Below are 21,396 nucleotides of genomic sequence, written 5' to 3'. Positions count from 1 at the left end.
GGACGCCTCCTGTCACCGCGATTCTGCGCTGGCGGCCAGCTTACGATGCTCGGCCGAGCGCAGCACCTTGGCCGCCTGCGCGGCGGAGGCCACCGGCGCCTGCGTAAGGAACCCCCGGTTCTTCTTCAGCGTGAGCAGCCGGGTGACGGACTCGTCCAGCCGCTGCCGGGTGATCCTGCCCGACTTCACCGCGGCGAGCACCGCGCTGTAGGCCTTGGGGAAGTCGTTCGGCATGAGCAGCAGGTCGGCCCCTGCCTGCACCGCACGCACCGCCACCTCCCCGTCGCCGTACTTCTTGCGCACGCCCTCCATGTTGAGCGCGTCCGTCGAGATCACGCCCTTGAAGCCCAGCGTGCCGCGCAGCAGCCCGGTCAGCAGCGGCTTGGACAGCGTGGCCGGGTCTCCTGACGGGTCGAGTTTGGGGAAGACGATGTGCGCGCTCATCACCGCGTCGACCCCGGCGGCGATGGCGGCCTTGAACGGCGGCGCGTCGATGCGCTCCCACTGCGCCCTGGTGTGCTTGATCACCGGCAGGCCCGTGTGGCTGTCGACGTTGGTGTCACCGTGGCCGGGGAAGTGCTTGGCGGTGGCCGCCACGCCCGAGTCGCGGAAGCCCTTCACGGCCGCCGAGACCATCGTGGCCACGCGGCGGGGGTCCTTGCCGTAGGCGCGGGGGCCGATGACCGGGTTGCGCGGGTTGATGTTCACGTCCGCGACGGGGGCGAAGTCCAGGTTCACCCCGAGCGCCCGCAGTTCCTCGCCGGTGGCCCTGGCCACGGCGCGCGCGTCGGCCGGGCCCTTGATCCTGGAGGCGCCGGGGAAGTCGGTCATCAGCGCCGACATCCGCGACACCAGGCCGTTCTCCTGGTCGGTGCCGATGATCAGCGGCACGCCCTTGGAGGCGTGCTGGAGTCCGTTGGTGAGCTGGACGACCTGGCCGATGCTCTTGATGTTCTGCGGAAAGAGGATCACGCCGCCGAGGTGGTACCTGGCGATCACCTTGGCCGGGGTGGCCGCGCCGTACCTGGCCTGGTTCTCGCCCGAGACGGTGTCGGCGGCCGTGCCGTACAGCACGGGCATGAACAGCTGCCCGACCTTCTCCTCCAGGCTCATCCGCGCGAGCACCGCGCCGACCTGGTCTGCCTGCTCGGCTCGCTGAGCCGGCGCGGGCGTGGTGGGGGCGGGCGTGGTGGGATCAGGGGCGGGCGCGGTGGAGCCCGCCGCGGCCTTCTCGCCCACGGCGCAGGCCGTGAGGGCGATCACCAGCAGTCCCGCGGCTCCGATCCGTCGCACCATGCACTCAACCGTATCCGCGTGCGGCCGTGCTCCGCTCCCGAAGCGTCGGCCTACAGCCCGAGATCGGCGAGCCCCGGCAGGTAGGCGCGGGCCGCCGCGCGCGCGTGCGCGGCCGTGGTGGCCGCCCGCGCGGCCTGCGCGGCGAGCTGGCAGTCCCCCAGCGTGCTGGCCGCCAGCGCGGCCCGTACGGCAGGCAGCGCGTGAGCGTTCATCGACAGCGACGTGACGCCGAGCCCGACCAGCACGCAGGCCAGTTCGGGATCGGCCGCGGCCTCGCCGCACACCCCGCACGGCTTGCCGTTGTCGGAGGCGGCGGTGGCCGTCCCCGCGACCAGGTCGAGCAGCACGGGCTGCCACGGGTCCTGCAGCGCGGTCAGCGCCCCGAGCTGCCGGTCGGCGGCGAAGGTGTACTGGGCGAGGTCGTTGGTGCCGATCGAGACGAAGTCGGCCACGGTCACCAGGCTCTCGGCCCGCAGCGCCGCCGCCGGGATCTCGATCATCACGCCCGCGCTGTCCAGCCCCGCCGTACGGCAGGCGTTGACGAACCACCTGGCCTCCTCGGCCGTGGCCACCATCGGCGCCATGACCTGCAGCTCCGCCTCGGTCCCCACGACGGCGGCGGCCAGCGCGGCCAGCTGCGAGGCCATCACGTCGGGGAAGGCCCGGAAGAGCCGCAGCCCGCGCTCGCCCAGCGCCGGGTTCGGCTCCCCGCCGGACGCGGGCAGGAACCGCAGCGGCTTGTCGGCCCCGGCGTCCAGCGTCCGCACGACCACCTTGCCGCCGGGGAACGACTCGAGCACGGCGCGGTAGGCCGCCTCCTGCTCCTCCAGCGAGGGCGCCTCGGCCCTGTCGAGGAACAGGAGCTCGGTCCGGTAGAGCCCGACGCCCTCAGCGCCGTTGGCCAGCGCGGGGTCCAGGTCGGCGGGCCTGCCCACGTTGGCGAGCAGCGCCACCGGGAAGCCGTCGCGGGTCCGCCCGGGGCCCCGGGTGGCGTCGACGGCCGCCTGCCTGATGGAGGCCGCGTGCTCGGCCTCGGCCACGTCGTCCTCGGACGGCGCCAGCCGTACCTCGCCGCTGGTGCCGTCGACCAGCACGGAGGCGCCGGGCGGGATCGTGGTCGCGCCCGGGCAGGCCACGACGGCGGGCACGCCGAGCGCCCTGGCCAGGATCGCGGTGTGGCTGGTCGGCCCGCCCTCCTCGGTCACGAACGCGGCGACCACGTCCTTCGACAGCACCGCCGTGTCGGCGGGCGCCAGGTCGCGCGCGACGAGCACGTACGGCTCGGCCGCCTCGGACGGCACGCCGGGCAGCGGCTGCCCGGTCAGCAGAGCGATGGCCCGGTCGCGCACGTCGTCCAGATCGGCGGCCCGCCCGCCCAGGTAGCCGCCGGCCCCGATCAGCATCTCCCGGTACTTCTCGAAAGCCTCGTAGATGGCGCGCGGCGCGGCGACGCCGCGGTCGATGAGGGACTTGACGCCCACGGCCAGCCCGGGGTCGGCGGCCATCAGCGCCTGCGCCTGGAGGATGGATCTGGCTTCGCCGCCCGCCTGGTGGCCGCGGGACTCCAGGGCCCCGGCCACCTGCTGGAGCGCGGCCTGGGCGCGGGCCTTCTCGTCATCGGCGTCGCCGTCGTAGGTGAGGCCCTCAGGAGGCTCGGGCACCACGGTGGCCAGGACGTAGGCGGGTCCGTGGCCTATCCCAGGGCTGACGCCGACGCCCTTCATGGCGCCTCGGCTATCGCGGCCAGCGCGTCGAGGATCTCGTCCGCGCCCTCCCCCTCGGCGTTGATCACGATCATCTCGCCCTGTCGCACGTCCAGGCCCATCACCGACAGGATGCTCTTGGCGTTGACGGGGTCGCCGCCGAGCTTCGCCACCGTGATGTCGATCGGCGACTTCTGGGCGGCCTGCACGAATGTCGCCGCGGGGCGAGCGTGCAGTCCGACCTCCGCCGCCACGGTGGCCTTGCGCTGTGCCATCATTCCTCCTTGCTCACCGGTCCAGACCAGCTGGACCCCTTGTCGAACGGTGGCCAGCCGACCTGGGTCAGATCGGCGACCACGAGGTCGGCGCCGGCCAGTTCCTGGCCGGTGTGGGTGGTGGTCACGCCGACGCATCTCATGCCCGCGGCCTTGGCCGCGGCTATCCCCGCTGGGGAGTCCTCGAAGACCACGCAGTCGGCCGGGTCGGCGCCCAGCTCGCGCGCGGCCAGCAGGTAGCCCTGGGGATCGGGCTTGCCCTGGTCGACGTCCTCGGCGGCCACCAGCACCTTGATCAGACCGCGGACTCCGACCTTGCCGAGCAGTTCCTCGGCCCACGCGTGCCCGGCCGAGGTGACCAGGCCGATCGGCGAGCCGTACGCGACGACCCTGCGGACCAGCTCCGCGGCGCCCGGCACGGGGACGATCTCGGGCAGCCCCGGGTGGTCGCGGTAGGCGAAGGCCTCCACGATCAGCTCCTCGACGTCGCGACCTGGGAACAGCCCGGGGAGCACGTCCCTGCCCCTGCGCCCCATGAAGGCACGCACGTCCCCGTCGACGTGGTGCTCATCGAGCAGCAGCTGCCACATGGCCATGCTCCGCGCCTCGGTGTTGATCAGCGTCCCGTCCAAGTCGAACAGGGCGCATTCTATGGTCGCGCCCGTTTCGTCCTCCGTTGGCTCGTTCCTCGCTCTCTCCGGACGAGCTCCTGCGCTCCGGCTCTATTCCCACTGGAAAAGCTCGTCCCCCACATGCACGTCGCCCTCGACGACGTCGGATACCGCGCCGGCGAGGGCGTCCAGGGCGACCACCGGGCAGACCGGTGATCGGCCGCCCGCCTCGATCGCCGCCGGGTCCCAGGCCACCACCGGCTGGCCGGCGCTGACCCTGTCGCCTTCCGCCGCCAGCAGCTGGAACCCCTCCCCCTTGAGCTGGACGGTGTCGATGCCCAGATGCACCAGCACGCCCTTGCCGTCGTCCCCCACGATGACGTACGCGTGCGGATGCAGTTTCATGATTTTTCCGGCTATGGGGGCTACGGCCTTGCCGGGCCCCCTCATCGGATCGATCGCCGTTCCCGGACCCACCATGCCCGCCGAGAACACCGGATCGGGCACAGCGGCCAACCCCACAGCTGCCCCCTCAACCGGGGCGAGAACAGTCGTCATGGTCTCGCCCTCTAGCCGATGATGTCCTCGATGTCGCTGGCGATCGTGTCCGCCTCGGGCCCGACGACGACCTGGACCACGTTCCCCGCGGCCATCACGCCGTGTGCCCCGGCCGCCTTGAGAGCGGCCTGATCGACCTTGGACGCGTCGTGCACCTCGGTTCGCAGCCGGGTGATGCACGGCTCGATCTCGATGATGTTGTCGGCACCACCGAGGCCGGCGATGATCGCGTTGGCATCCGCCGCCATCATGGACCTCCCTGCTAATCGGTCGCCCGCCCGGTTCGCTCCCAGGGTAAATACCCTCCGACCAGGCTAAACGACTCAGCGTTATCAGTCCGTCTGGGTCACCTTGTTCAGGCCGCGCGGGGAGTCGGGGTCGATGCCCAGCCTCCTGGCCAGCGCCTCGGTCAGCAGCTGGCCGGGCACGATCAGGCCCATCGGCGCCACCCACTCGGGCAGGTCGGGGCCGTTCAGCGCGGCGGTGCCCGCCTTGGCGAGAGCCGTACCGCCGCCGATCGTGAAGGCCGCGGCGCCCGCGGCGACCACCCGCTCGGCCAGCGCGACCGTGCCGGGCAGCGTGGGGCTGTTCTCCGCGGCGACCAGCAGCGCGGGGGTGTCGGCGTCGACCACGGCGATCGGACCGTGCAGCAGGTCGGCGTAGGACAGGCCCATGGCGTGCAGGTAGCAGGCCTCCTTGAGCTTGAGCGCGGTCTCGAGCGCGGTGGAGAAGGCCAGGCCGCGGCCGGAGACCACGACGCCGGGCTTGTCTGCCAGGCCTTCGACGACGGCCTCGAGGTCGCCGGGCTCGGCGATCAGCCGCTCGACCGCGTCGGGGACGCGCTGCAGGTCGTTCTCGTCCACGTCGGCGCCCAGGCCGATGGCCAGCACCGCGAGCGCGGCCAGCTGCGTGGTGTAGGTCTTGGTCGCCGGAACCGCCTTCTCCTCGCCGGCCAGCGTGCACAGCGCCAGGTCGGCGGCGGCCGCGAGCGGGCTGTCGGGTCCGCCGTTGGTGACGCCCACGGTCTTGGCGCCGCAGTCGCGCGCCCACTCCAGCGTCTCGACGATCTCCTCGGTCCTGCCCGACTGGGAGATCGCCACGGCCAGCACGCCGTCGAGGTCGAGCTTGCGCTTGTAGGTGGTGGCGATGGAGGGCGCCGCGAGCGCGGCCAGGCGGCCCGCGTGTGATTCCACCAGGTAGCGGCCGTAGACTGCGGCATTGTCGGAAGTGCCACGCGCGATGAACAGCAGTTGCCGGGCCTCGCCCGCGAGCGCCTTCACCTCGCCGACCCTAGGGAGCAGCGAGTCGAGGGTCGCCCGCAGCGCCGCTGGCTGCTCAGCGATCTCGCTGCGCATCTTGGTGGTCATCTCGCCCCTATCACTTGACTCTCATTTCCGGCATGTGGTCTAGTCCGGACTAGACCAGTACGAACCATAGCCCATCGCTTAGGTCAGATCGAGGGGAGGATCCGTGGCGCACATCGATCCGGACAGCCCGGTGCCCAAGTACTTCCAGCTACGCGAGATCCTGCTGGACCTCATCGACAGCAACGAGCTCAACATAGGTGCCGCCATCCCGTCCGAGCGCGAACTCTGTCAGCGCTTCGGCCTGTCAAGGATGACGGTACGGCAGGCGGTCGACCACCTGGTGTCCGAGGGGCGCCTGCACCGGGTGCCCGGCAAGGGCACCTTCGTGGCCCGACCCAAGATCGAGCTGGCGCTCCAGCTCACCTCGTTCACCGACGACATGCGCGCCCGCGGCATGGAGCCCGGCTCGCGCGACCTCGACCGCAGGATCGTGCGCGCCAGCGCCCACCTGGCCAAGGAGCTGGGCATCCAGCCGGGCGAGGAGGTCCACTTCATCGAGCGGCTGCGGACCGCCGACGGCGAGCCGCTGTCGATCGAGCGGGCACACATCCCGGTCAAGCTCGCCCCCGATCTCGCTGACCACGACTTGTCCGACAAATCACTGTATGAGCTGCTGGAGAGCAGGTACGGGCTCGTCATGGACGCCGGGGAGCTCACCATCGACGGCGGCATCGCCGATCCCAGCGACGCCGACCTGCTCAAGCTCCCGCGCGGCGGCGCCGTACTGCTGCTGCAGCGAAGATCCTTCTCGGGTGGCGTGTGCGCGGAACTCGGGGTGTCCACCTATCGCGCGGACCGCTACCAGCTGCGCACAATTCTGGAAATGCCCGCAAGACGGGGCTGAGGTACTCCCCGGAGGAAAGGCCCGGTGAACGAGACCACCGCATCGTCCCCCGCGCGGTTAGGCCGGTTCCTTCCGCGCGTGATGAACGTGCTCCAGCGGCTCGGCCGCTCGCTGATGCTGCCCATCGCCGCGCTCCCCGCGGCCGCGCTGCTGCTGCGCTTCGGCCAGGACGACATGCTGGGCTCCAACGGCCCCGCGCCCGGCGGCCTGGCCGACGTGGCCGGGTTCGAGTGGCTCAGGAACGTCGCGCCGGTGGTCGAGGCCGCCGGCAAGGCACTGTTCGACAACCTGCCGCTGCTGTTCGCGGTGGGCGTCGCGATCGGCTTCGCGCGCAAGTCCGACGGCTCGACGGCGCTTGCCGCGGTGGTCGGCTACCTCGTCTTCGACCGCGTCACCAAGGTCATGTTCGCCGGCTCGGCCATCCACGACCGTGTCCTGATCACCAAGGTGGACGCCGGCGGCCTCACCAGAGTCATCGAGTACGGCCAGCAGAACGAGACCAAGGTCCTCGGCGGCATCCTGATCGGGCTGGTCACGGCCGTTCTCTGGCAGCGCTTCTACCGGATCAAGCTGCCCTCGTGGCTGGCCTTCTTCGGCGGGCGCCGATTCGTGCCCCTGATCACCTCGATCGTGGCGCTGCTGCTCGGCGTGCTGATCGGCTGGATCTGGCCCACGCTCGGCCAGTGGATCAGCCACGCGGGCGAGGGGCTGGCCAACCTGGGGCCGCTCGGCGCCGGGCTCTACGGGCTGGCCAACCGGCTGCTGATCCCGTTCGGGCTGCACCACTTCGTGAACTCCATCGTCTGGCAGGTCGTGCCGCAGTGCTCGGTGGGCGGGCGCGTCCTGGGCGGCGACCAGAACTGCTACTTCGCGGGCGCCGAGCACTCCGGGCAGTTCATGGCCGGGTTCTTCCCCGTGATGATGTTCGGGCTGCCGGCGGCCGCGCTGGCCATGTGGCGGGCGGCCCCCAAGCATCGGCGGCGCACCGTGGGCGGCATCATGCTGTCCGCGGCGCTGGCCTCCTTCGTCACCGGGGTCACCGAGCCGATCGAGTTCGCGTTCATCTTCGTCGCGCCGCTGCTGTTCGCGGTCCACGCCCTGCTGACCGGGCTCTCCATGGGGCTGACGGCGCTGATCGGCGGGCAGTTGGGGTTCGGCTTCTCCGGCGGGGCGCTGGACATGCTGCTGAACGCCAGCAAACCGAACACGCACAACCTCTTAGGCATCCTGATAATCGGCGTCATATACGGATTTGTCTACTATGTCGTGTTCAGTTTCCTGATCCGGCGGCTGAACATCATGACGCCAGGGCGCGAGCCGGAACCCGACGTGGATTCCGGCGAAGGTTAGGATCCCGCTATCCCCCGGTGATCTCGCTCGGCCGGGGGGAACGGGTACATGAGCAGCGCGAGCGCCGAGGGCGGCGCGTCGATCTGGGCCTCGACCTTCGCGGTGCTGCAACGGATCGGCCGCTCGCTCATGATGCCCATCGCCGTGCTGCCCGCCGCCGGACTGCTGCTCCGCTTCGGCCAGGACGACCTGCTGGGCAAGGACGGCCTCGGCGCCATCTGGCCGTGGCTCCTTCCCGTGGCCCAGGTGCTGGCCGCCGCCGGCGGCGCGCTCTTCGACAACCTGCCGGTCCTGTTCGCCATCGGCGTCTCGATCGGCTTCGCCCGCAAGTCCGACGGGTCCACCGCGCTGGCCGCGCTCGCCGGATACCTGGTCTTCGACCGCGTCAGCCGTACGCTCTTCTACGCCGCGGGGCACGGCGCGGTCTACGACAAAGTGGTGATCGTCACGACGGTCAACGGCAGCCCCAGCCCACAGCTCGACCTCGGCGTGCAGAACCCCACCGGCGTGCTCGGCGGGATCATCATCGGGCTGGTGGCGGCCGTCCTGTGGGAACGCTTCTACCGGATCAAGCTGCCCGCGTGGCTGGCCTTCTTCGGCGGGCGGCGCTTCGTGCCCATCGTGACCTCGTTCGCGGCGATGCTGCTCGGCGTGGTGTTCGGCCTGCTGTGGCGGCCCGTCGGCGACTGGCTGACGAGCGCGGGCGACTGGCTGTCGGCCCACGGCACGCCCGGCGCCGGCATCTACGGCGTGGCCAACCGGCTGCTCATCCCCATCGGCCTGCACCACTTCCTGAACACGATCGTCTGGTTCACGCTGCCCTCCTGCACCGCCGGCGTGAACGGCGCCACGCGCGACGCCGCGGGCGACCTCAACTGCTACTTCGCCGGGGAGCAGGGGGCGGGCATCTTCATGACCGGGTTCTTCCCCGTGATGATGTTCGGCCTGCTCGGCGCGGCCATCGCCATCTGGCGAGCCGCCCCGCCGCACAAGCGCAAGACCGTCGGCGGCCTCATGCTCTCGGCCGGGCTCACGGCCTTCGTCACCGGGATCACGGAGCCGATCGAGTTCGCGTTCATCTTCGTGGCGCCGCTGCTGTTCGCCGTCCACGCCCTGCTCACGGGCCTGTCGATGGCCCTGATGTCCGAGTTCGGCGCCCGCCTGGGGTTCACCTTCTCGGCCGGGGCCATCGACATGCTCCTGAACGCCGGCAAGTCCAACACCCATCGGCTCGGGCTCATCCTCGCCTTCGGCGCGCTCTACTTCGTCGTCTACTACGCCCTGTTCTCCTTCTTGATCCGCAAACTCGACATCCCCACTCCCGGCCGCGAGCCCGAAGAAACCTGACCCTTCCGCACCGCCCGTAAGGCGTACTCCCAAGATCCGGAATCGCGATGGAACCGGGCGGAGAGGGATCCAGCTTGAGGCGATCTTCTTCACAAGCCGGGGTGAATGGGCACGCAAATCAAAGAAGTTGGCGTCCGATGTATCTGCAGGCCGGGCCGAAACCTCCTTATACCGTCCTTCTCCCCCTACTCCCGGAGGGCCCATGACCCCGCACCCCAACCTCCCCCACCCCAGTCCAACCGTCCCCACCAAGTACGGCGCCACCCCCTCCCACCCCACGCCGAACGTCTCCGCCCCCACCTCACAACCCAGGCACAGCGCCTCCCCCGCCTCTTCACACCACACGCCCAGCGTCCCCGCCACCGCCTCGCAGCCCAAGCCGAGCGTCCAAGCCCCATCGCAGTCCAGGCACGGAGCCTCCCCGGGCTCCTCGCAGCCCAGGCTCGGTGTCTCCACCGGCTCGGAGCCTCCCTACGACGATGAGCATCGTGACGAGCATCGCCCGCAGATCCAGGGATCCCTGGCGCTCGACCCTCGGCCCATGGTCTGGGGACCGCGCGGCGCTCTGCCGGACGAGCGGAAGCTCCGCCGCCTGGCCCAGGCGCTCGCCGAGGTGCTCTCAGGCAGGCGCCCACCGGAGACGGTCGCCGACCGCCTCACCGAACGCGCCTACCGCGAGCTCGTCCGGGCGGGCCGCATGATCGACACCCGCCGCCCACCCTGGGTCGGCGTCCCCCACGTCAAGGAGCCCCGCGACGGCGCCATCGAAATGTGCGCCCTGGTCAACTGCGGCGAACGCCACCACGTCCTGGCCCTACGCCTGGAACGCCGCGGCATCCAGTGGCTCTGCACCGACTTCGAAACCGCCTGACCCGTGGGGCTCCGCCCCGCGCGGAGCCCCACTCCACCACTGCGCACCCGCCCGCACGACTTTGTCCGCCCGCAAGCCCGCACCACTGCGCACCCCACCCGCGCGGCCCTACCCGCCCCGCTCGCCCGCACCGCTGCGCATCCCACCCGCGCGGCCCTACCCGCCCGCTCACCCCGCTCTACGTCCCGCCTGCGCGGCTTGCCTGCCCGCTCGCCACGGCGTGCTCTGCGCCACGACGCGCCCCGGTCGACGTGCCGACCGTGGCGGCTTCCAGCGAGGCCGGTTCCGTCAGTGCACTTCCGGAAACCACGTGTCGAGCGCCTGCCAGAGCGCGGGCGGATGGAGGTCTTCGCCCGGCCCGGCGGCCCAGGCGATCACGCCGTCGGGTCGGAGTAGGACGGCGGCGAGCCGCTCGTCGCCCAGTGCCACGATCGGGATGGCATCGACCCGGCCTCCGGTGTTGATCTGCTTGGCCTCGGGGTGGAGCAGCAGTGGTCGCCCGCCGGCGGCGAGTTCGTCGAGCGGGGCAGTGGCGTCGATCGTCAGCGGTGGGCAGTGCACGCCGACGGCCGGGTGGGTGGCGAGGTAGGGCAGCGGGTAGCGATGGGTGACGCCGGACAGCACCCGGCTGAGATGGCGGTTGACCTCTGGCAGGTCCATCAGGTCGCTCATGAGGTCACGCAGCGCATCCACGTGCGGGCCCGGCGCGAGCAGAGCCGACTGTGCCCGGGTGTTGTGCAGGACCGCGGCACCGACCGGATGCCGCTCGGCGGTGTAGGTGTCCAGCAGTCCGTCGGGCGCCGCGCCGCGGACGGCCGCGGCGAGCTTCCAGCCCAGGTTCATCGCGTCCATGAGCCCGAGGTTGAGTCCCTGTCCCCCGTTCGGGGAGTGCACGTGGGCGGCGTCGCCGGCCAGCAGGGTTCGGCCGCGCCGGTAGGCGTCGGCCTGGCGGGCCTGGTCGGTGAAGCGAAGGCCGCCGTGGAACGCGGCGAAGGCGACGTCCACTCCCGCGACGCGGCGGACACTGTCGCGTACCTCTTCAGCCGAAAGCGGCGACGACCGGTCGGGGGTGGTGTCGGCGAAGTCGAAGGTCGCGATCACCCCGTCGTCGTGGAACAGCGTGCCGCCTGCTAGCCGGCCGGGCGGTGGCAGCAGGTCGGGGTCTCGCACCTCGGCGTGCGCGTAGCGGACCGTCATCAGGGGTGGTGTCCCCGGGAAGCCGAACCCGGCGAACTTTCTGATGGCACTGTGGCCGCCGTCGCAGCCCACCACGTACCCCGCGGTGAGTGGTCGCGTGGTTGTCGGTGACTCGATGGTGAGGGTGACCTCGTCCGGCCCGTCGCGCCAGCCGGTTACGGTGCATCCGTAATGGACCTGCACGCCGAGACCGCTCAAGTGCTCGCGTAGCAGGCGCTCCAGCGCCGGCTGCCCGATCAGCGCGCCTCGGCGCCCCGGATCGGCCACGTCCGGGTCGATCTTGTGAATCCACGCGAAGTGGGTCTTGGTGGTGCCGTGGTCGCGGGCCAGCGCCCGCAGGCCCTGCTCGTGCTCGCGATCAAGCTCCGCCCCGAGACCGCGGCGGCGCAGCGCCTCCGCCGCCAGCACCCCGATACCGCGGGCCTTGGGCTGCTCAGCCGGAGCGGCCAGCCTCTCCACCACGAGCGGGCGTACCCCCGCAATCGCGAGCTCCGCAGCGAGCAGCAGCCCCACCGGCCCAGCACCCACCACGACGACCTCAGCGTCCATGACAACACCCTCCCGAATACAAGACGAGACCGTCTCGTCTTGTCTCGACGAACGATAACGAGACGAGACGGTCTCGTCTAGTCATGGCGTAGGATGTCCCTCGTGACCGGAGTTCCGTCCCAGGCGAAAAGACAGGCGATCCTGGACGCCGCCACCGCAGCGTTCCTCCGATCTGGGTACGCGGCGAGTGTCGACGACATCGCCGACGCGGCCGGCGTGGGCAAGCAGACCGTGTATCGCCACTTCGGCGACAAGCAGGCGCTGTTCCTCGCGGCCTTGGCCGCCGCCCGTGACGTGGTCGACGGCAGGAAGGCAGCCGCCGCACGGGATACCGGCGACCCGACGCAGGACCTGACCCGGATGGGCGAGCAGATCCTCACGACGGCGCTCTCCCCGACCGTGGCCGCGCTGCACCGCCTCACCATCGCCGAGATCGGTAACCATCCCGAACTGAGCCGCCAGTGGGGTGACTCCGCCGCCCCCTACCTGGACGAGCAACTGACCGACTACCTGCGTCATTGCCAGACCGCCGGCGTACTGGACGTGCCCGACCCGGCCCGGACCGCCCGCCAGTTCGCCTACCTGTTGATCACAGAGGGTCGAGTGGCCAGCGTCTACGGCACGAAGACCCTAACCGCCCGGCAACGCCACAACATCGCCGCCGAGACCGCCGACCTCATCGTCCGAGCCCATCGCCTGTCCTGAAACCGCGGCGACCGAATCGGCGGCGAGCCGGTCGCCCCTTCTTCCGCGCTACACCCACCGCCCGTCGCGCGCTCCCCTCCGCCGCGCGTCTCAGCCTCCGCACCACACACCCACCGCGTGCCGAGCGCCTTCCCTGCGGGCTACAACCCAACGCCCGTCGCACATTCCTCTCCACCGCGCGCCGGGCGTCCCACCCTTGCCGCGCCCACAACTCGCCATACAGGTGTGCGGGAGCGAGGGGTGTCAGGAGGTGGGGCCGAGGGCGGTGGTGGGTGGGGTGGTGGTGGGTGGGGTGGTGGGGCGGGGGTCCTTCAGTTCGATGAAGAGGGCGTGGGAGGGGGTGTCGCCGATGTTCTCGCCCGCGTGTTCCTGGGCGTCGAGCCAGCGGACCTGGCCGGGCTCGAGTTTGACCTCCACCTGGCGGCCGCCCGCCGTGAGGCGTCGGGTGAAGGAGGCCAGGGGGTACATGACCGTGTCCGGGTGGCGGTGCGGAGCCGTACGGTCGCCTGGCACGTCGCGGTATTCGAGGACCCGCACCCGGTCGTTCTCGAAGAGCACGTGGTAGAGCTCGGGGTTGGTCACTGCGGGATCGTGGCTCATGGCATCCTCCGTAGCTACATGGGACGAGAGTACCATGATGGGCATGGCCGTACCATATGAGGCGACAGGCAGGACCCGGCAGAAGGCGCGGACCAGGGAGGCGCTGGTGGCGGCCGCGCGGGAGCTGCTGGCGGGGGGTGTGGAGCCGACCGTGGAGGAGGCCGCGGCGGCGGCCGAGATCTCCCGGACCACGGCCTACCGGTATTTCCCCAACCAGAGAACCCTGATCATGGCCGCGCATCCTGAGGTCGGCCAGCGGTCGCTTCTGCCCGAGGACGCGCCCTCTGATCCCGAGGCCAGGCTCGAGCTGGCGATGCGCGAGTTCACCAGGACGACGCTCGAATGGGAGCCTCAGCTGCGCGCGTCCCTGCGTATGTCCCTGGAGCCGGGTGCCGCCCAGCCGGTGCTCCGTGGCGGACGTGCCATCGGCTGGATCGAGGACGCCCTCGAGCCCCTGCGCGACCGGCTCGACGTGCACCGCCTGGCTGTCGCGATCCGCTCGGCCACGGGGATCGAGTCGCTGGTCTGGCTCACCGACATCGCCGGCGCCACCCGCGAGGAGGCCGTCGACCTCATGTGCTGGACCGCCCGCGCCCTCCTCCGCACCGCCCTCGCCGACCCCCCTCCCCCGTAACCCCGACTCACCGTACGAGGGAAGCCGCACGAGGGAAGTCGCGTGGGAAAGCGGAAGCCCCCGCTCCCGAGCTGGGAGCGGGGGCTTCCGGGAACGGCTAGGCCGTCTGGGCGTTCTTCGGGTCGCCGTGGCAGCGCTTGTACTTCTTGCCCGACCCGCACGGGCAGGGCGCGTTGCGCTCGACGTTGCCGTAGGCGGCGCGCTCCGCGGAGGTGGTGCGGACGCTCCTGTGCTCGACCTCGCCCTGCTCGCCGGGCGCGGAGTACTCGAGCTCGGCGGGACGCTCGGGCCCGCGCAGGCCGCGGGCGATGATGGAGCGGGTCTCCGCCATCATCGCGTCCTCTTCCTCGACGATCGGGTTCTCCTGAACCTCGACCTCGATGTTGTAGAGGAAGCCGACCGAGTCCTCCTTGATGCCCTCGAGCATCGCGGCGAACATCTCGAAGCCCTCGCGCTGGTACTCGATCTGCGGGTCCTTCTGCGCGTAGGCCCGCATGCCGATGCCCTCGCGCAGGTAGTCCATCTCGTAGAGGTGCTCACGCCACTTGCGGTCGAGGACCGACAGGATCACGCGGCGCTCGAACTCGCGCATGGCCTCGGGGCCGAGCTCCTCCTCGCGGCGGTCGTAGGCGGCCAGCGCGTCGGCCTTGATCTTCTCGGCGATGAGCTCGGCGGTGAGCGACTCGCGGCTGCCCGCCTCCTCGACGAGGTTGTCGATCGTGGTCGAGACCGGGTAGAGCTCGCCGAAGGCCTTCCACAGCTTGTCGAGGTCCCACTCCTCGGCGAAGCCCTCGGCGGTGGCGCCGTCGACGTAGCCGTCGATGACGTCGGTGACGAAGCCCCGCACCTGCTCGTGCAGGTCGGCGCCCTCCAGCACGCGCAGGCGCTCGGCGTAGATGACCTTGCGCTGGCGGTTCATCACCTCGTCGTACTTGAGAACTTCCTTGCGGATCTCGAAGTTCTGCTGCTCGACCTGGTGCTGGGCGGAGGCGATGGCCTTGGAGACGATGCCGGACTCGATCGGCTGCTCGTCGGGGATGTTGAGCCTGGTCATGATCATCTCGACGCGGGCCGAGTTGAACAGGCGCATCAGGTCGTCGCCGAGCGAGAGGTAGAAGCGCGACTCGCCGGGGTCGCCCTGACGGCCGGAGCGGCCGCGCAGCTGGTTGTCGATGCGGCGCGACTCGTGGCGCTCGGTGCCGAGCACGTACAGGCCGCCGAGCTCGGTGACCTCGTCGTGCTCCGCCTTGACCGCCGACTTCGCCTTCTCCAGCGTCTCCGGCCAGGCCTTCTCGTACTCCTCCGGAGTATCGATCGGGTCGAGGCCGCGGTTGCGCAGCTCGAGGTCGGCGCGGAACTCAGGGTTGCCGCCGAGCATGATGTCGGTGCCTCGACCGGCCATGTTGGTGGCGACCGTGACGGCGGCCTTACGGCCGGCCTCGGCGACGATCGTGGCCTCACGGGCGTGGTTCTTGGCGTTGAGCACCTCGTGCGGGACGCCGCGGCGCTTGAGGGCCTTCGACAGCCGCTCGGACTTCTCCACCGAGGTGGTACCGACCAGGACCGGCTGGCCCTTCTCGTAGCGCTCCTTGATGTCCTCGACGACCGCGTTGAACTTGGCGTCCTCCGTCTTGTAGACGACGTCGGCCTGGTCCTTGCGGATCATCGGCATGTTCGTCGGGATCGGGACGACGCCCAGCTTGTAGGTCTGGTGGAACTCGTTGGCCTCGGTGACCGCGGTGCCGGTCATGCCGGACAGCTTGGTGTAGAGGCGGAAGTAGTTCTGCAGGGTGACCGTGGCGAGCGTCTGGTTCTCGTCCTTGATCGCCACGCTTTCCTTGGCCTCGATGGCCTGGTGCATGCCCTCGTTGTAGCGCCGGCCGTGCAGCACGCGGCCGGTGAACTCGTCGACGATGAGGACTTCTCCGTCGGAGACGATGTAGTCCTTGTCCTTCTTGAACAGCTCCTTGGCCTTCAGTGCGTTGTTCAGGAAGCCGACCAGGTGGGTGTGCTCGGGCTTGTAGAGGTTGTCGATGCCGAGCCAGTCCTCGACCTTCTCCACGCCGGCCTCGAGCACGCCGACGGTGCGCTTCTTCTCGTCGACGATGTAGTCGCCGGTGCTCTCCTCGCCCGGGTTCTTGGCCTCGACGCCGCGCCGCAACCTGGGGACGATCTTGGCGAACTCGGTGTACCACTTGCCGGACTGCTCGCCGGGGCCGGAGATGATCAGCGGCGTGCGGGCCTCGTCGATGAGGATGGAGTCGACCTCGTCCACGATCGCGAAGTGGTGGCCGCGCTGCACGCACTCCTCGAGCGACCAGGCCATGTTGTCGCGCAGGTAGTCGAAGCCGAACTCGTTGTTCGTGCCGTAGGTGATGTCGGCCTGGTACTGCTTGCGGCGCTCGTCGGGCTCCTGCCCGGAAAGGATCATGCCGACCTCGAGGCCGAGGAAGCGGTGGATGCGCCCCATGTTCTCGGCGCCGACCTGCACCAGGTAGTCGTTGGTGGTGACGACGTGGACGCCCTTGCCGGCCAGCGCGTTGAGATAGCTGGGCAACGTACAGGTCAGGGTCTTGCCCTCACCGGTCTTCATCTCGGAGATGTTGCCCATGTGGAGGTTGGCGCCGCCCATGATCTGCACGTCGAAGGGCCGCTGGCCGAGCACGCGGCGGGCGGCCTCGCGCACCGTCGCGAACGCCTCGGGAAGCAGATCGTCCAGACTTTCGCCATCGGCGAAGCGCTGTTTGAACTCGTCGGTCATCGCGCGCAGTTCGGCGTCGGTCAGGCCCGTGAAGTCGTCTTCAATGGAGTTGACCTGGTCTGCGATGCGCTTGAGTTTGCGCAGAGTCTTACCTTCGCCGGCACGCAGGATCTTGTCGAGAATGGCTGCCACTTTATGTAAAGCTCCTCGCAGGTCTACCCCGGCGGCGCCGCCAGGAGGAGAGGCCAAGACAAACTTCCCCGGTTGCCATCGTAGGCGGTTCCGCAACCAGACACAGCCAATGCGGCGCGACGACCGCATCCCCCTTCTGGGAGAATGGGCCGGTACATCGATCTCGCCCCCTTTGATGGATGAGCGGGAACACTGAAGGAGGACAGGCCATGGCAGGCGGGCACAACCTGGGCAGCCACGGCGGCCGTGCGTCATCGTGGCTCGCGGTCACCGTCATGCTGGCAGGCTTCACCGTGGGCGGCGTCGGACTGACGATCACCAACTGGGCGCTCATCTGGATCGGCATCGGGGTGTTCATCGTGGGCGGAATCCTCGCCCTGGTCTTCGACATCTTCACCGACGTCGTGATCGACGCGCCGCGGGTGGGCATGTCCACAGAAGATCACCGATAACGACCTCCTGACGGCGGGCACCGATTTCTTGTCGGTGGCCGCCGTTAGCATTTCCGGCATGCTTCGCCGTACATCAAAAGCGACATGACGGATCTGACCGCCGACGAGGCGAGAAAGATCATTCTTCGTGCGCAGGGATTGGTCGGCGCGGACGGGCGGCGCGGCGGCGTGCACGCGATGCTGCGCAGGCTCGGCGCCGTCCAGCTCGACACGATCTCGGTGCTCGCCCGCTCCCACGAGCTGGTCTCCTACGCGCGGCTCGGCGCGGTGACCCGGCCCAAGGTCGAGCGCGCCTACTGGCACAATCCCGCCCAGAGCTTCGAGTACTGGTGCCACGCGGCCTGCATCCTGCCGATCGAGCACTGGCCGCTGTACTCCTTCCGCCGCCGTGCCTTCCGCGAGCGCCGCTACCGCTGGCACGAGGTGCCCGACCACGTCGACAAGCTGCTCCAGCAGGTGCGCGACGAGGGCCCGCTGACCACCGCCGACGTCGGCGGCGGCAAGAAGGGCGGCCCGTGGTGGGACTGGTCCGACAACAAGATCGGGCTGGAGTGGCTGCTCGACATCGGCGAGATCGCCTGCACCCGCCGCGTCGGCTGGCGCCGCGTCTACGACCTGGCCGAGCGCGTGGTCCCCGCCGACCTGCTGGCCGAGGACCTCACCGACGAGGAGTGCATCGTACGGCTGGCCAGGATCGCCGGCGTGGCGCTCGGCGTGGCCACCCGAGGCGACCTCGTGGACTTCATCCGGGTCAAGGGCCGCCACGCCGAGCTCCTCGACAAGGTGCTCGCCGGCGGCGCGGCCGGGCTGGTGCCCGTGCACGTGGCGGGCTGGCCGGGCAAGGCGCCGAACGCCTGGGCGGCCCCCGAGGCGCTGGCCGAGGTGCCGCGCGGGCGGCACAGGACCACGCTGGTCTCGCCGTTCGACTCGCTGATCTGGCACAGGGGGCGCACCGAGCGCGCCTTCGGCTTCGCCTACACGCTGGAGCTGTACGTGCCCAGGCACAAGCGGGTGCACGGCTACTTCACGATGCCGGTGCTGGCCGGCGGGCGCCTGATCGGGCGCGTCGACCCGGCCCGCGAGGGCGGCACGCTGGTGGCCAGGCAGGTGAGCCTGGAGCCAGGGCTGTCGCCCGCCAGGTGGGGTCCGGCGGTCGGCGACGCGCTCAGGGAGGCGGCCGAGTGGGTCGGCTGCGATTCCGTGCGCGTCGAGCGCGCAGAGCCCGCGCTGGCCTCGGCCATCCTCTCGGCGACCGTGTAGCCGTCCCGCGCCGGGGCCGGGTGCGGGGATCGCCCGCTCCGGCGGCCACGGTCGGGCGGCGTCAGGTGATCTCGAGCATCCGCTCCCGCACCGCGTAGACCACGGCCTCCATGCGGGAGTGGAGCTGGAGCTTGTCCAGGATGTTGCGGACGTGGTTCTTGACGGTGTTCTCGGAGATGAACAGCTGCTTGGCGATCTCGCGGTTGTTCATCCCCTTGGCCACCAGCCGCAGCACCTCCATCTCCCGGTCGGTGAGCCGCGGCACGGGCAGCTGCGGCGGCCGTTCGGCCTCCTTGCGGCTCATGTTCGCGAACTCGGTGATGAGCTTGGCCGCCATGGCCGGGTTGATGAGCGACTGGCCCTCGTGCACGCCGCGCACGGCGGCGGGCACGTCGTTGATCTGGACGTCCTTCAGCAGGTAACCGGTGGCGCCCGCCTTGATCGCCTCGAAGAGGTCCTCTTCCTCGTCGCTCACCGTCAGCATGATGATCCGCGTGCTCGGCACCGAGGCCTTGATGCCCTTCGCTGCCTCGATGCCGTCCTGGCGCGGCATGCGCACGTCCATCAGCGCCACGTCGGGCATGAGACGGTCGGCCAGTTCGACCGCCTCCTGCCCGTCGCTCGCCTCGCCGACCACCTCGATGTCGTCCTCGGCCGCCAGTGCCAAGGCCAGGCTGCGCCTGATCAGCTCGTGGTCGTCCACGATCAGGACGCGGATGGGTTCGTTGTCAGACGCGCGGGGCTCGCCGGACTCCGTCACGGGGCATCCTCCATCGACCTCGTGACAGCCTTCTCGTTTCGCTCGCTCACTATCGCCTGACTGAGCTCGCTCACGTCTCCTCCTCGTCGGGGGCCCAGAGCCGTTGAACCGCCATGATGGCACGGGTACGGCGGTCCTCGGGTGGTCGAGAAGATCTTCTTCTACGGCGATCAGGGCTCTACGAGCCGCAACACCCCGTAGTTGTAGCCGCGCCGGTTGTACACGACGCTCGGCTGGCCGCTCTCCTTGTCACGGAAGAGGTAGAAATCGTGCCCGACCAGCTCCATCTCGAGTAGAGCCTGGTCGATGGTCATGGGTTCCGCTTTGTGGAACTTCTCCCTGACGACGAGGGGCCCTTCGCCGTCCATCGCGATGGGGACGATGTCGTCGTACTGCGTGTCGTCGGGCAGGTTGTCCTCTTCGGACTCGGCCGGTACGGGGACTCGGGCGGCCGGCGGGGTCAGGTCGACGACGTCGGGGAGCGACGCGGTGATCTCTGCCACCGAGGGCGGGCAGTGGTTGCCATGGTGCACCTTGCGCCTGTCGGCCAGCCGCCTGAGGCGGCCTTCCAGTTTGTCGAGGGCGATGTCGAGGGCTACGAATCGGTCGTCGGCGGAGGCCTCCGCACGGATGGCGGGGCCACGAGAGTGAATGGTCAGCTCGACCCGCTCGCGCTGGTCGGCGAGGCGGGGATTGCGCTCCTTCGACACCTCCACATCGACTCGAATGAGCTTGTTGTCCAGACGCTCGATCCTGGCCAGCTTGGTCGTCACCTGGTCTCGGAACCGGTCGCTCACTCCTGTGTGCCGGCCCTTGACGATGATGTCCATGCAACAGCCCCCCTTCGTCTAACGACTGAGCAAGAGCGCCCGACGAGGTGCGTGCCGGGCGGGGTCCTCTGTCTGCCTTTCTGCCACCGTTCCCCTCTTCCGACACGCGATCACCGGGAACTTCGAGGGCACCCGTCCGGCCGACCTGGTCTTCGACCCCACATCCGCCTGCTGAGGATTTCGCGGCTCTGTTGCCACTACTGCCCTTCTCTCCTGACGGGGGACATCTGGACCCCCGGGAAGGCAGGACTTACCCCTAAGCCGCACCGTGATCGGTCGACAAAGAGTCGCCTTACGTGGACCGTTTTGCCTGCGGCTGGCATCGGCTAGCAGAGCCGGGAGCCCCGGCTCTGCGCAACCACGGACCCGAACGGGTGCCATGTCAGAACGCTATCCGCATCCAGGGCGAATGTCAGCCGCGAGATCGGTCAAAGGATCACTTTCCGTGATTTTCTCCGGCCTTATCGGGTGTACGGATGCCCTATTTAGGGGAGCGGCATCCCTTATCGAGGCGTCTCTCCGGAGTGCTGAGCTGCCCTTCCCGCCCCGTCAAGCCACGAAGGTGTGGCCCCCGGGTGAGTCCGAGACTTGGGCGTGACTTTACTCAGCGTGATCTCCATCACCTGCAAGATCTTCGGCGTGTCGCGGCGACGGTGACCGCGGCCGGGACGGCGAAACCGGCCACCCGCAGCGCCCTGGCACCCTCGGCCAGAGTGGCCCCTGTGGTCACGATGTCGTCCACGAGGACCGCAGGACGCCCGTGAGCGCCGCGCAAGGCGGGGGCGACTCTCAGTGAGGAGGCGAGGTTGGCGGCCCTCTGCGTGGCGCTCAGGCCCGCCTGATCGGCGACCCGCCGCACCTGCTCCAGCACCGGCAGCACCGCCACGTCCCACCCCAGCCCCCGCAGCCGCCGTACGGCCAGCCGCGCCACCCGCCCCACCGGATCGTGCCCCCGCCCCCGGGAGGCCCGCCGGGAACTGGGCACGGGCACCAGCCACACGCCCCCGCACGGGACGGCCCTGGCCAGCGTGTAGGCCAGCGCGTCGGCGAGCGGACCGGCAAGCGCCGACTCGCCGCGCTCCTTGTAGGCCACCACGGCCCTGCGCAACGGCCCCTCGTAGGCGGCGGCCGACCAGCACGGGGGCAGCCCGGGCGGGCCGGGCACCGGCGTGCGGACCGCGGGCTCGACGACCAGGCACGCCTGGCACAGCCGCGCGCCGGAGGAGCCGCAGCCCACGCACGACTGCGGCACGACGAGATCGAGGAGGGCGCCGAGCACCGGCCAAGCATGCCG

The 21,396-nt window shown here is 70.1% G+C and carries 21 protein-coding genes; 8 read left to right on the top strand and 13 right to left on the bottom strand.

Translation table 11 applies throughout. The features are described from left to right. Positions 1 to 12: 12 nt before the first annotated feature. The 7 genes from nagZ to KIK09_RS21130 form a co-directional block, all read right to left on the bottom strand. Positions 13 to 1,296: a beta-N-acetylhexosaminidase gene (gene nagZ, locus KIK09_RS21160; RefSeq protein ID WP_214320999.1), complete on the bottom strand. Its 1,284-nt coding sequence runs from the start codon at positions 1,294 to 1,296 to the stop codon at positions 13 to 15. A 50-nt stretch (positions 1,297 to 1,346) separates the two neighbouring features. Next, positions 1,347 to 3,020: a phosphoenolpyruvate--protein phosphotransferase gene (ptsP, locus tag KIK09_RS21155; RefSeq protein WP_214320998.1), complete on the bottom strand. Its 1,674-nt coding sequence runs from the start codon at positions 3,018 to 3,020 to the stop codon at positions 1,347 to 1,349. Further along, positions 3,017 to 3,274, bottom strand: a complete 258-nt coding sequence (locus tag KIK09_RS21150) for an HPr family phosphocarrier protein (protein WP_214320997.1) — start codon at positions 3,272 to 3,274, stop codon at positions 3,017 to 3,019. The genes ptsP and KIK09_RS21150 overlap by 4 nt, the downstream gene beginning before the upstream one ends. Further along, on the bottom strand, positions 3,274 to 3,927 hold the full coding sequence (locus KIK09_RS21145; protein WP_214321629.1) for an HAD family hydrolase: 654 nt from the start codon (positions 3,925 to 3,927) through the stop codon (positions 3,274 to 3,276). Before KIK09_RS21145 ends, KIK09_RS21150 begins: the two co-directional genes overlap by 1 nt. Before the next feature lie 69 nt (positions 3,928 to 3,996). Further along, complete coding sequence (locus KIK09_RS21140; RefSeq protein WP_214320996.1) at positions 3,997 to 4,443, bottom strand: PTS sugar transporter subunit IIA; 447 nt, start codon at positions 4,441 to 4,443, stop codon at positions 3,997 to 3,999. A gap of 11 nt (positions 4,444 to 4,454) precedes the next feature. Continuing rightward, the gene (locus tag KIK09_RS21135; protein WP_192790232.1) at positions 4,455 to 4,691 is read right to left on the bottom strand and encodes a PTS sugar transporter subunit IIB; all 237 of its coding nucleotides are present in this window, start codon (positions 4,689 to 4,691) and stop codon (positions 4,455 to 4,457) included. An 84-nt stretch (positions 4,692 to 4,775) separates the two neighbouring features. Next, positions 4,776 to 5,810, bottom strand: a complete 1,035-nt coding sequence (locus KIK09_RS21130; RefSeq protein WP_214320995.1) for an SIS domain-containing protein — start codon at positions 5,808 to 5,810, stop codon at positions 4,776 to 4,778. A gap of 103 nt (positions 5,811 to 5,913) precedes the next feature. On the opposite strand from KIK09_RS21130, the gene KIK09_RS21125 reads away from it, so the two are divergent. From KIK09_RS21125 to KIK09_RS59275, 4 genes are all read left to right on the top strand, one after another. Next, positions 5,914 to 6,654: a GntR family transcriptional regulator gene (locus tag KIK09_RS21125; protein ID WP_214320994.1), complete on the top strand. Its 741-nt coding sequence runs from the start codon at positions 5,914 to 5,916 to the stop codon at positions 6,652 to 6,654. An 81-nt stretch (positions 6,655 to 6,735) separates the two neighbouring features. Further along, entirely contained in the window at positions 6,736 to 8,004 is a 1,269-nt protein-coding gene (locus KIK09_RS21120) for a PTS transporter subunit EIIC (protein WP_214321628.1), read from the top strand. 48 nt (positions 8,005 to 8,052) lie between these two features. Continuing rightward, a complete protein-coding gene (locus KIK09_RS21115; protein ID WP_214320993.1) occupies positions 8,053 to 9,351 on the top strand; it encodes a PTS transporter subunit EIIC in 1,299 nt (432 codons plus the stop codon). A gap of 202 nt (positions 9,352 to 9,553) precedes the next feature. Beyond that, on the top strand, positions 9,554 to 10,222 hold the full coding sequence (locus KIK09_RS59275; RefSeq protein WP_275956225.1) for an Rv3235 family protein: 669 nt from the start codon (positions 9,554 to 9,556) through the stop codon (positions 10,220 to 10,222). A gap of 288 nt (positions 10,223 to 10,510) precedes the next feature. Here the strand turns inward: KIK09_RS59275 and KIK09_RS21105 are convergent, their stop codons facing one another. After that, on the bottom strand, positions 10,511 to 11,968 hold the full coding sequence (locus KIK09_RS21105) for an FAD-dependent monooxygenase (protein WP_214320992.1): 1,458 nt from the start codon (positions 11,966 to 11,968) through the stop codon (positions 10,511 to 10,513). Between the two features lie 102 nt (positions 11,969 to 12,070). On the opposite strand from KIK09_RS21105, the gene KIK09_RS21100 reads away from it, so the two are divergent. Next, positions 12,071 to 12,673 (top strand): TetR/AcrR family transcriptional regulator, encoded by a 603-nt coding sequence (locus tag KIK09_RS21100; protein WP_308164218.1) that lies wholly within the window; start codon positions 12,071 to 12,073, stop codon positions 12,671 to 12,673. Between the two features lie 243 nt (positions 12,674 to 12,916). Here KIK09_RS21100 and KIK09_RS21095 read toward each other — a convergent pair whose 3' ends face one another. Beyond that, positions 12,917 to 13,273 carry a cupin domain-containing protein gene (locus KIK09_RS21095; RefSeq protein WP_214320990.1) on the bottom strand — a complete coding sequence of 119 codons (357 nt, stop codon included), beginning with the start codon at positions 13,271 to 13,273 and terminating at the stop codon, positions 12,917 to 12,919. A gap of 43 nt (positions 13,274 to 13,316) precedes the next feature. Between KIK09_RS21095 and KIK09_RS21090 the strand changes: the two genes are divergently transcribed. Next, a complete protein-coding gene (locus KIK09_RS21090; protein WP_214320989.1) occupies positions 13,317 to 13,907 on the top strand; it encodes a TetR/AcrR family transcriptional regulator in 591 nt (196 codons plus the stop codon). 97 nt (positions 13,908 to 14,004) lie between these two features. On the opposite strand, the gene secA is transcribed toward KIK09_RS21090, so the two are convergent. Then, positions 14,005 to 16,800, bottom strand: a complete 2,796-nt coding sequence (secA, locus tag KIK09_RS21085; protein WP_214320988.1) for a preprotein translocase subunit SecA — start codon at positions 16,798 to 16,800, stop codon at positions 14,005 to 14,007. 209 nt (positions 16,801 to 17,009) lie between these two features. On the opposite strand from secA, the gene KIK09_RS21080 reads away from it, so the two are divergent. Both KIK09_RS21080 and KIK09_RS21075 read left to right on the top strand, forming a co-directional pair. Beyond that, on the top strand, positions 17,010 to 17,252 hold the full coding sequence (locus KIK09_RS21080) for an HGxxPAAW family protein (protein ID WP_214320987.1): 243 nt from the start codon (positions 17,010 to 17,012) through the stop codon (positions 17,250 to 17,252). A gap of 84 nt (positions 17,253 to 17,336) precedes the next feature. Continuing rightward, on the top strand, positions 17,337 to 18,512 hold the full coding sequence (locus KIK09_RS21075; RefSeq protein ID WP_214320986.1) for a winged helix-turn-helix domain-containing protein: 1,176 nt from the start codon (positions 17,337 to 17,339) through the stop codon (positions 18,510 to 18,512). 61 nt (positions 18,513 to 18,573) lie between these two features. Here KIK09_RS21075 and KIK09_RS21070 read toward each other — a convergent pair whose 3' ends face one another. The 3 genes from KIK09_RS21070 to KIK09_RS21060 form a co-directional block, all read right to left on the bottom strand. Further along, positions 18,574 to 19,272: a response regulator gene (locus KIK09_RS21070; protein ID WP_214320985.1), complete on the bottom strand. Its 699-nt coding sequence runs from the start codon at positions 19,270 to 19,272 to the stop codon at positions 18,574 to 18,576. A gap of 170 nt (positions 19,273 to 19,442) precedes the next feature. Beyond that, entirely contained in the window at positions 19,443 to 20,102 is a 660-nt protein-coding gene (hpf, locus tag KIK09_RS21065) for a ribosome hibernation-promoting factor, HPF/YfiA family (protein WP_214320984.1), read from the bottom strand. Between the two features lie 619 nt (positions 20,103 to 20,721). Beyond that, the gene (locus KIK09_RS21060) at positions 20,722 to 21,381 is read right to left on the bottom strand and encodes a ComF family protein (RefSeq protein ID WP_214320983.1); all 660 of its coding nucleotides are present in this window, start codon (positions 21,379 to 21,381) and stop codon (positions 20,722 to 20,724) included. Positions 21,382 to 21,396 lie beyond the last annotated feature (15 nt).

It is taken from the genome of Nonomuraea sediminis (assembly GCF_018531495.1).
Taxonomy (GTDB): domain Bacteria; phylum Actinomycetota; class Actinomycetes; order Streptosporangiales; family Streptosporangiaceae; genus Nonomuraea; species Nonomuraea sediminis.
This window is presented reverse-complemented; position numbering and strand designations above follow the sequence as displayed.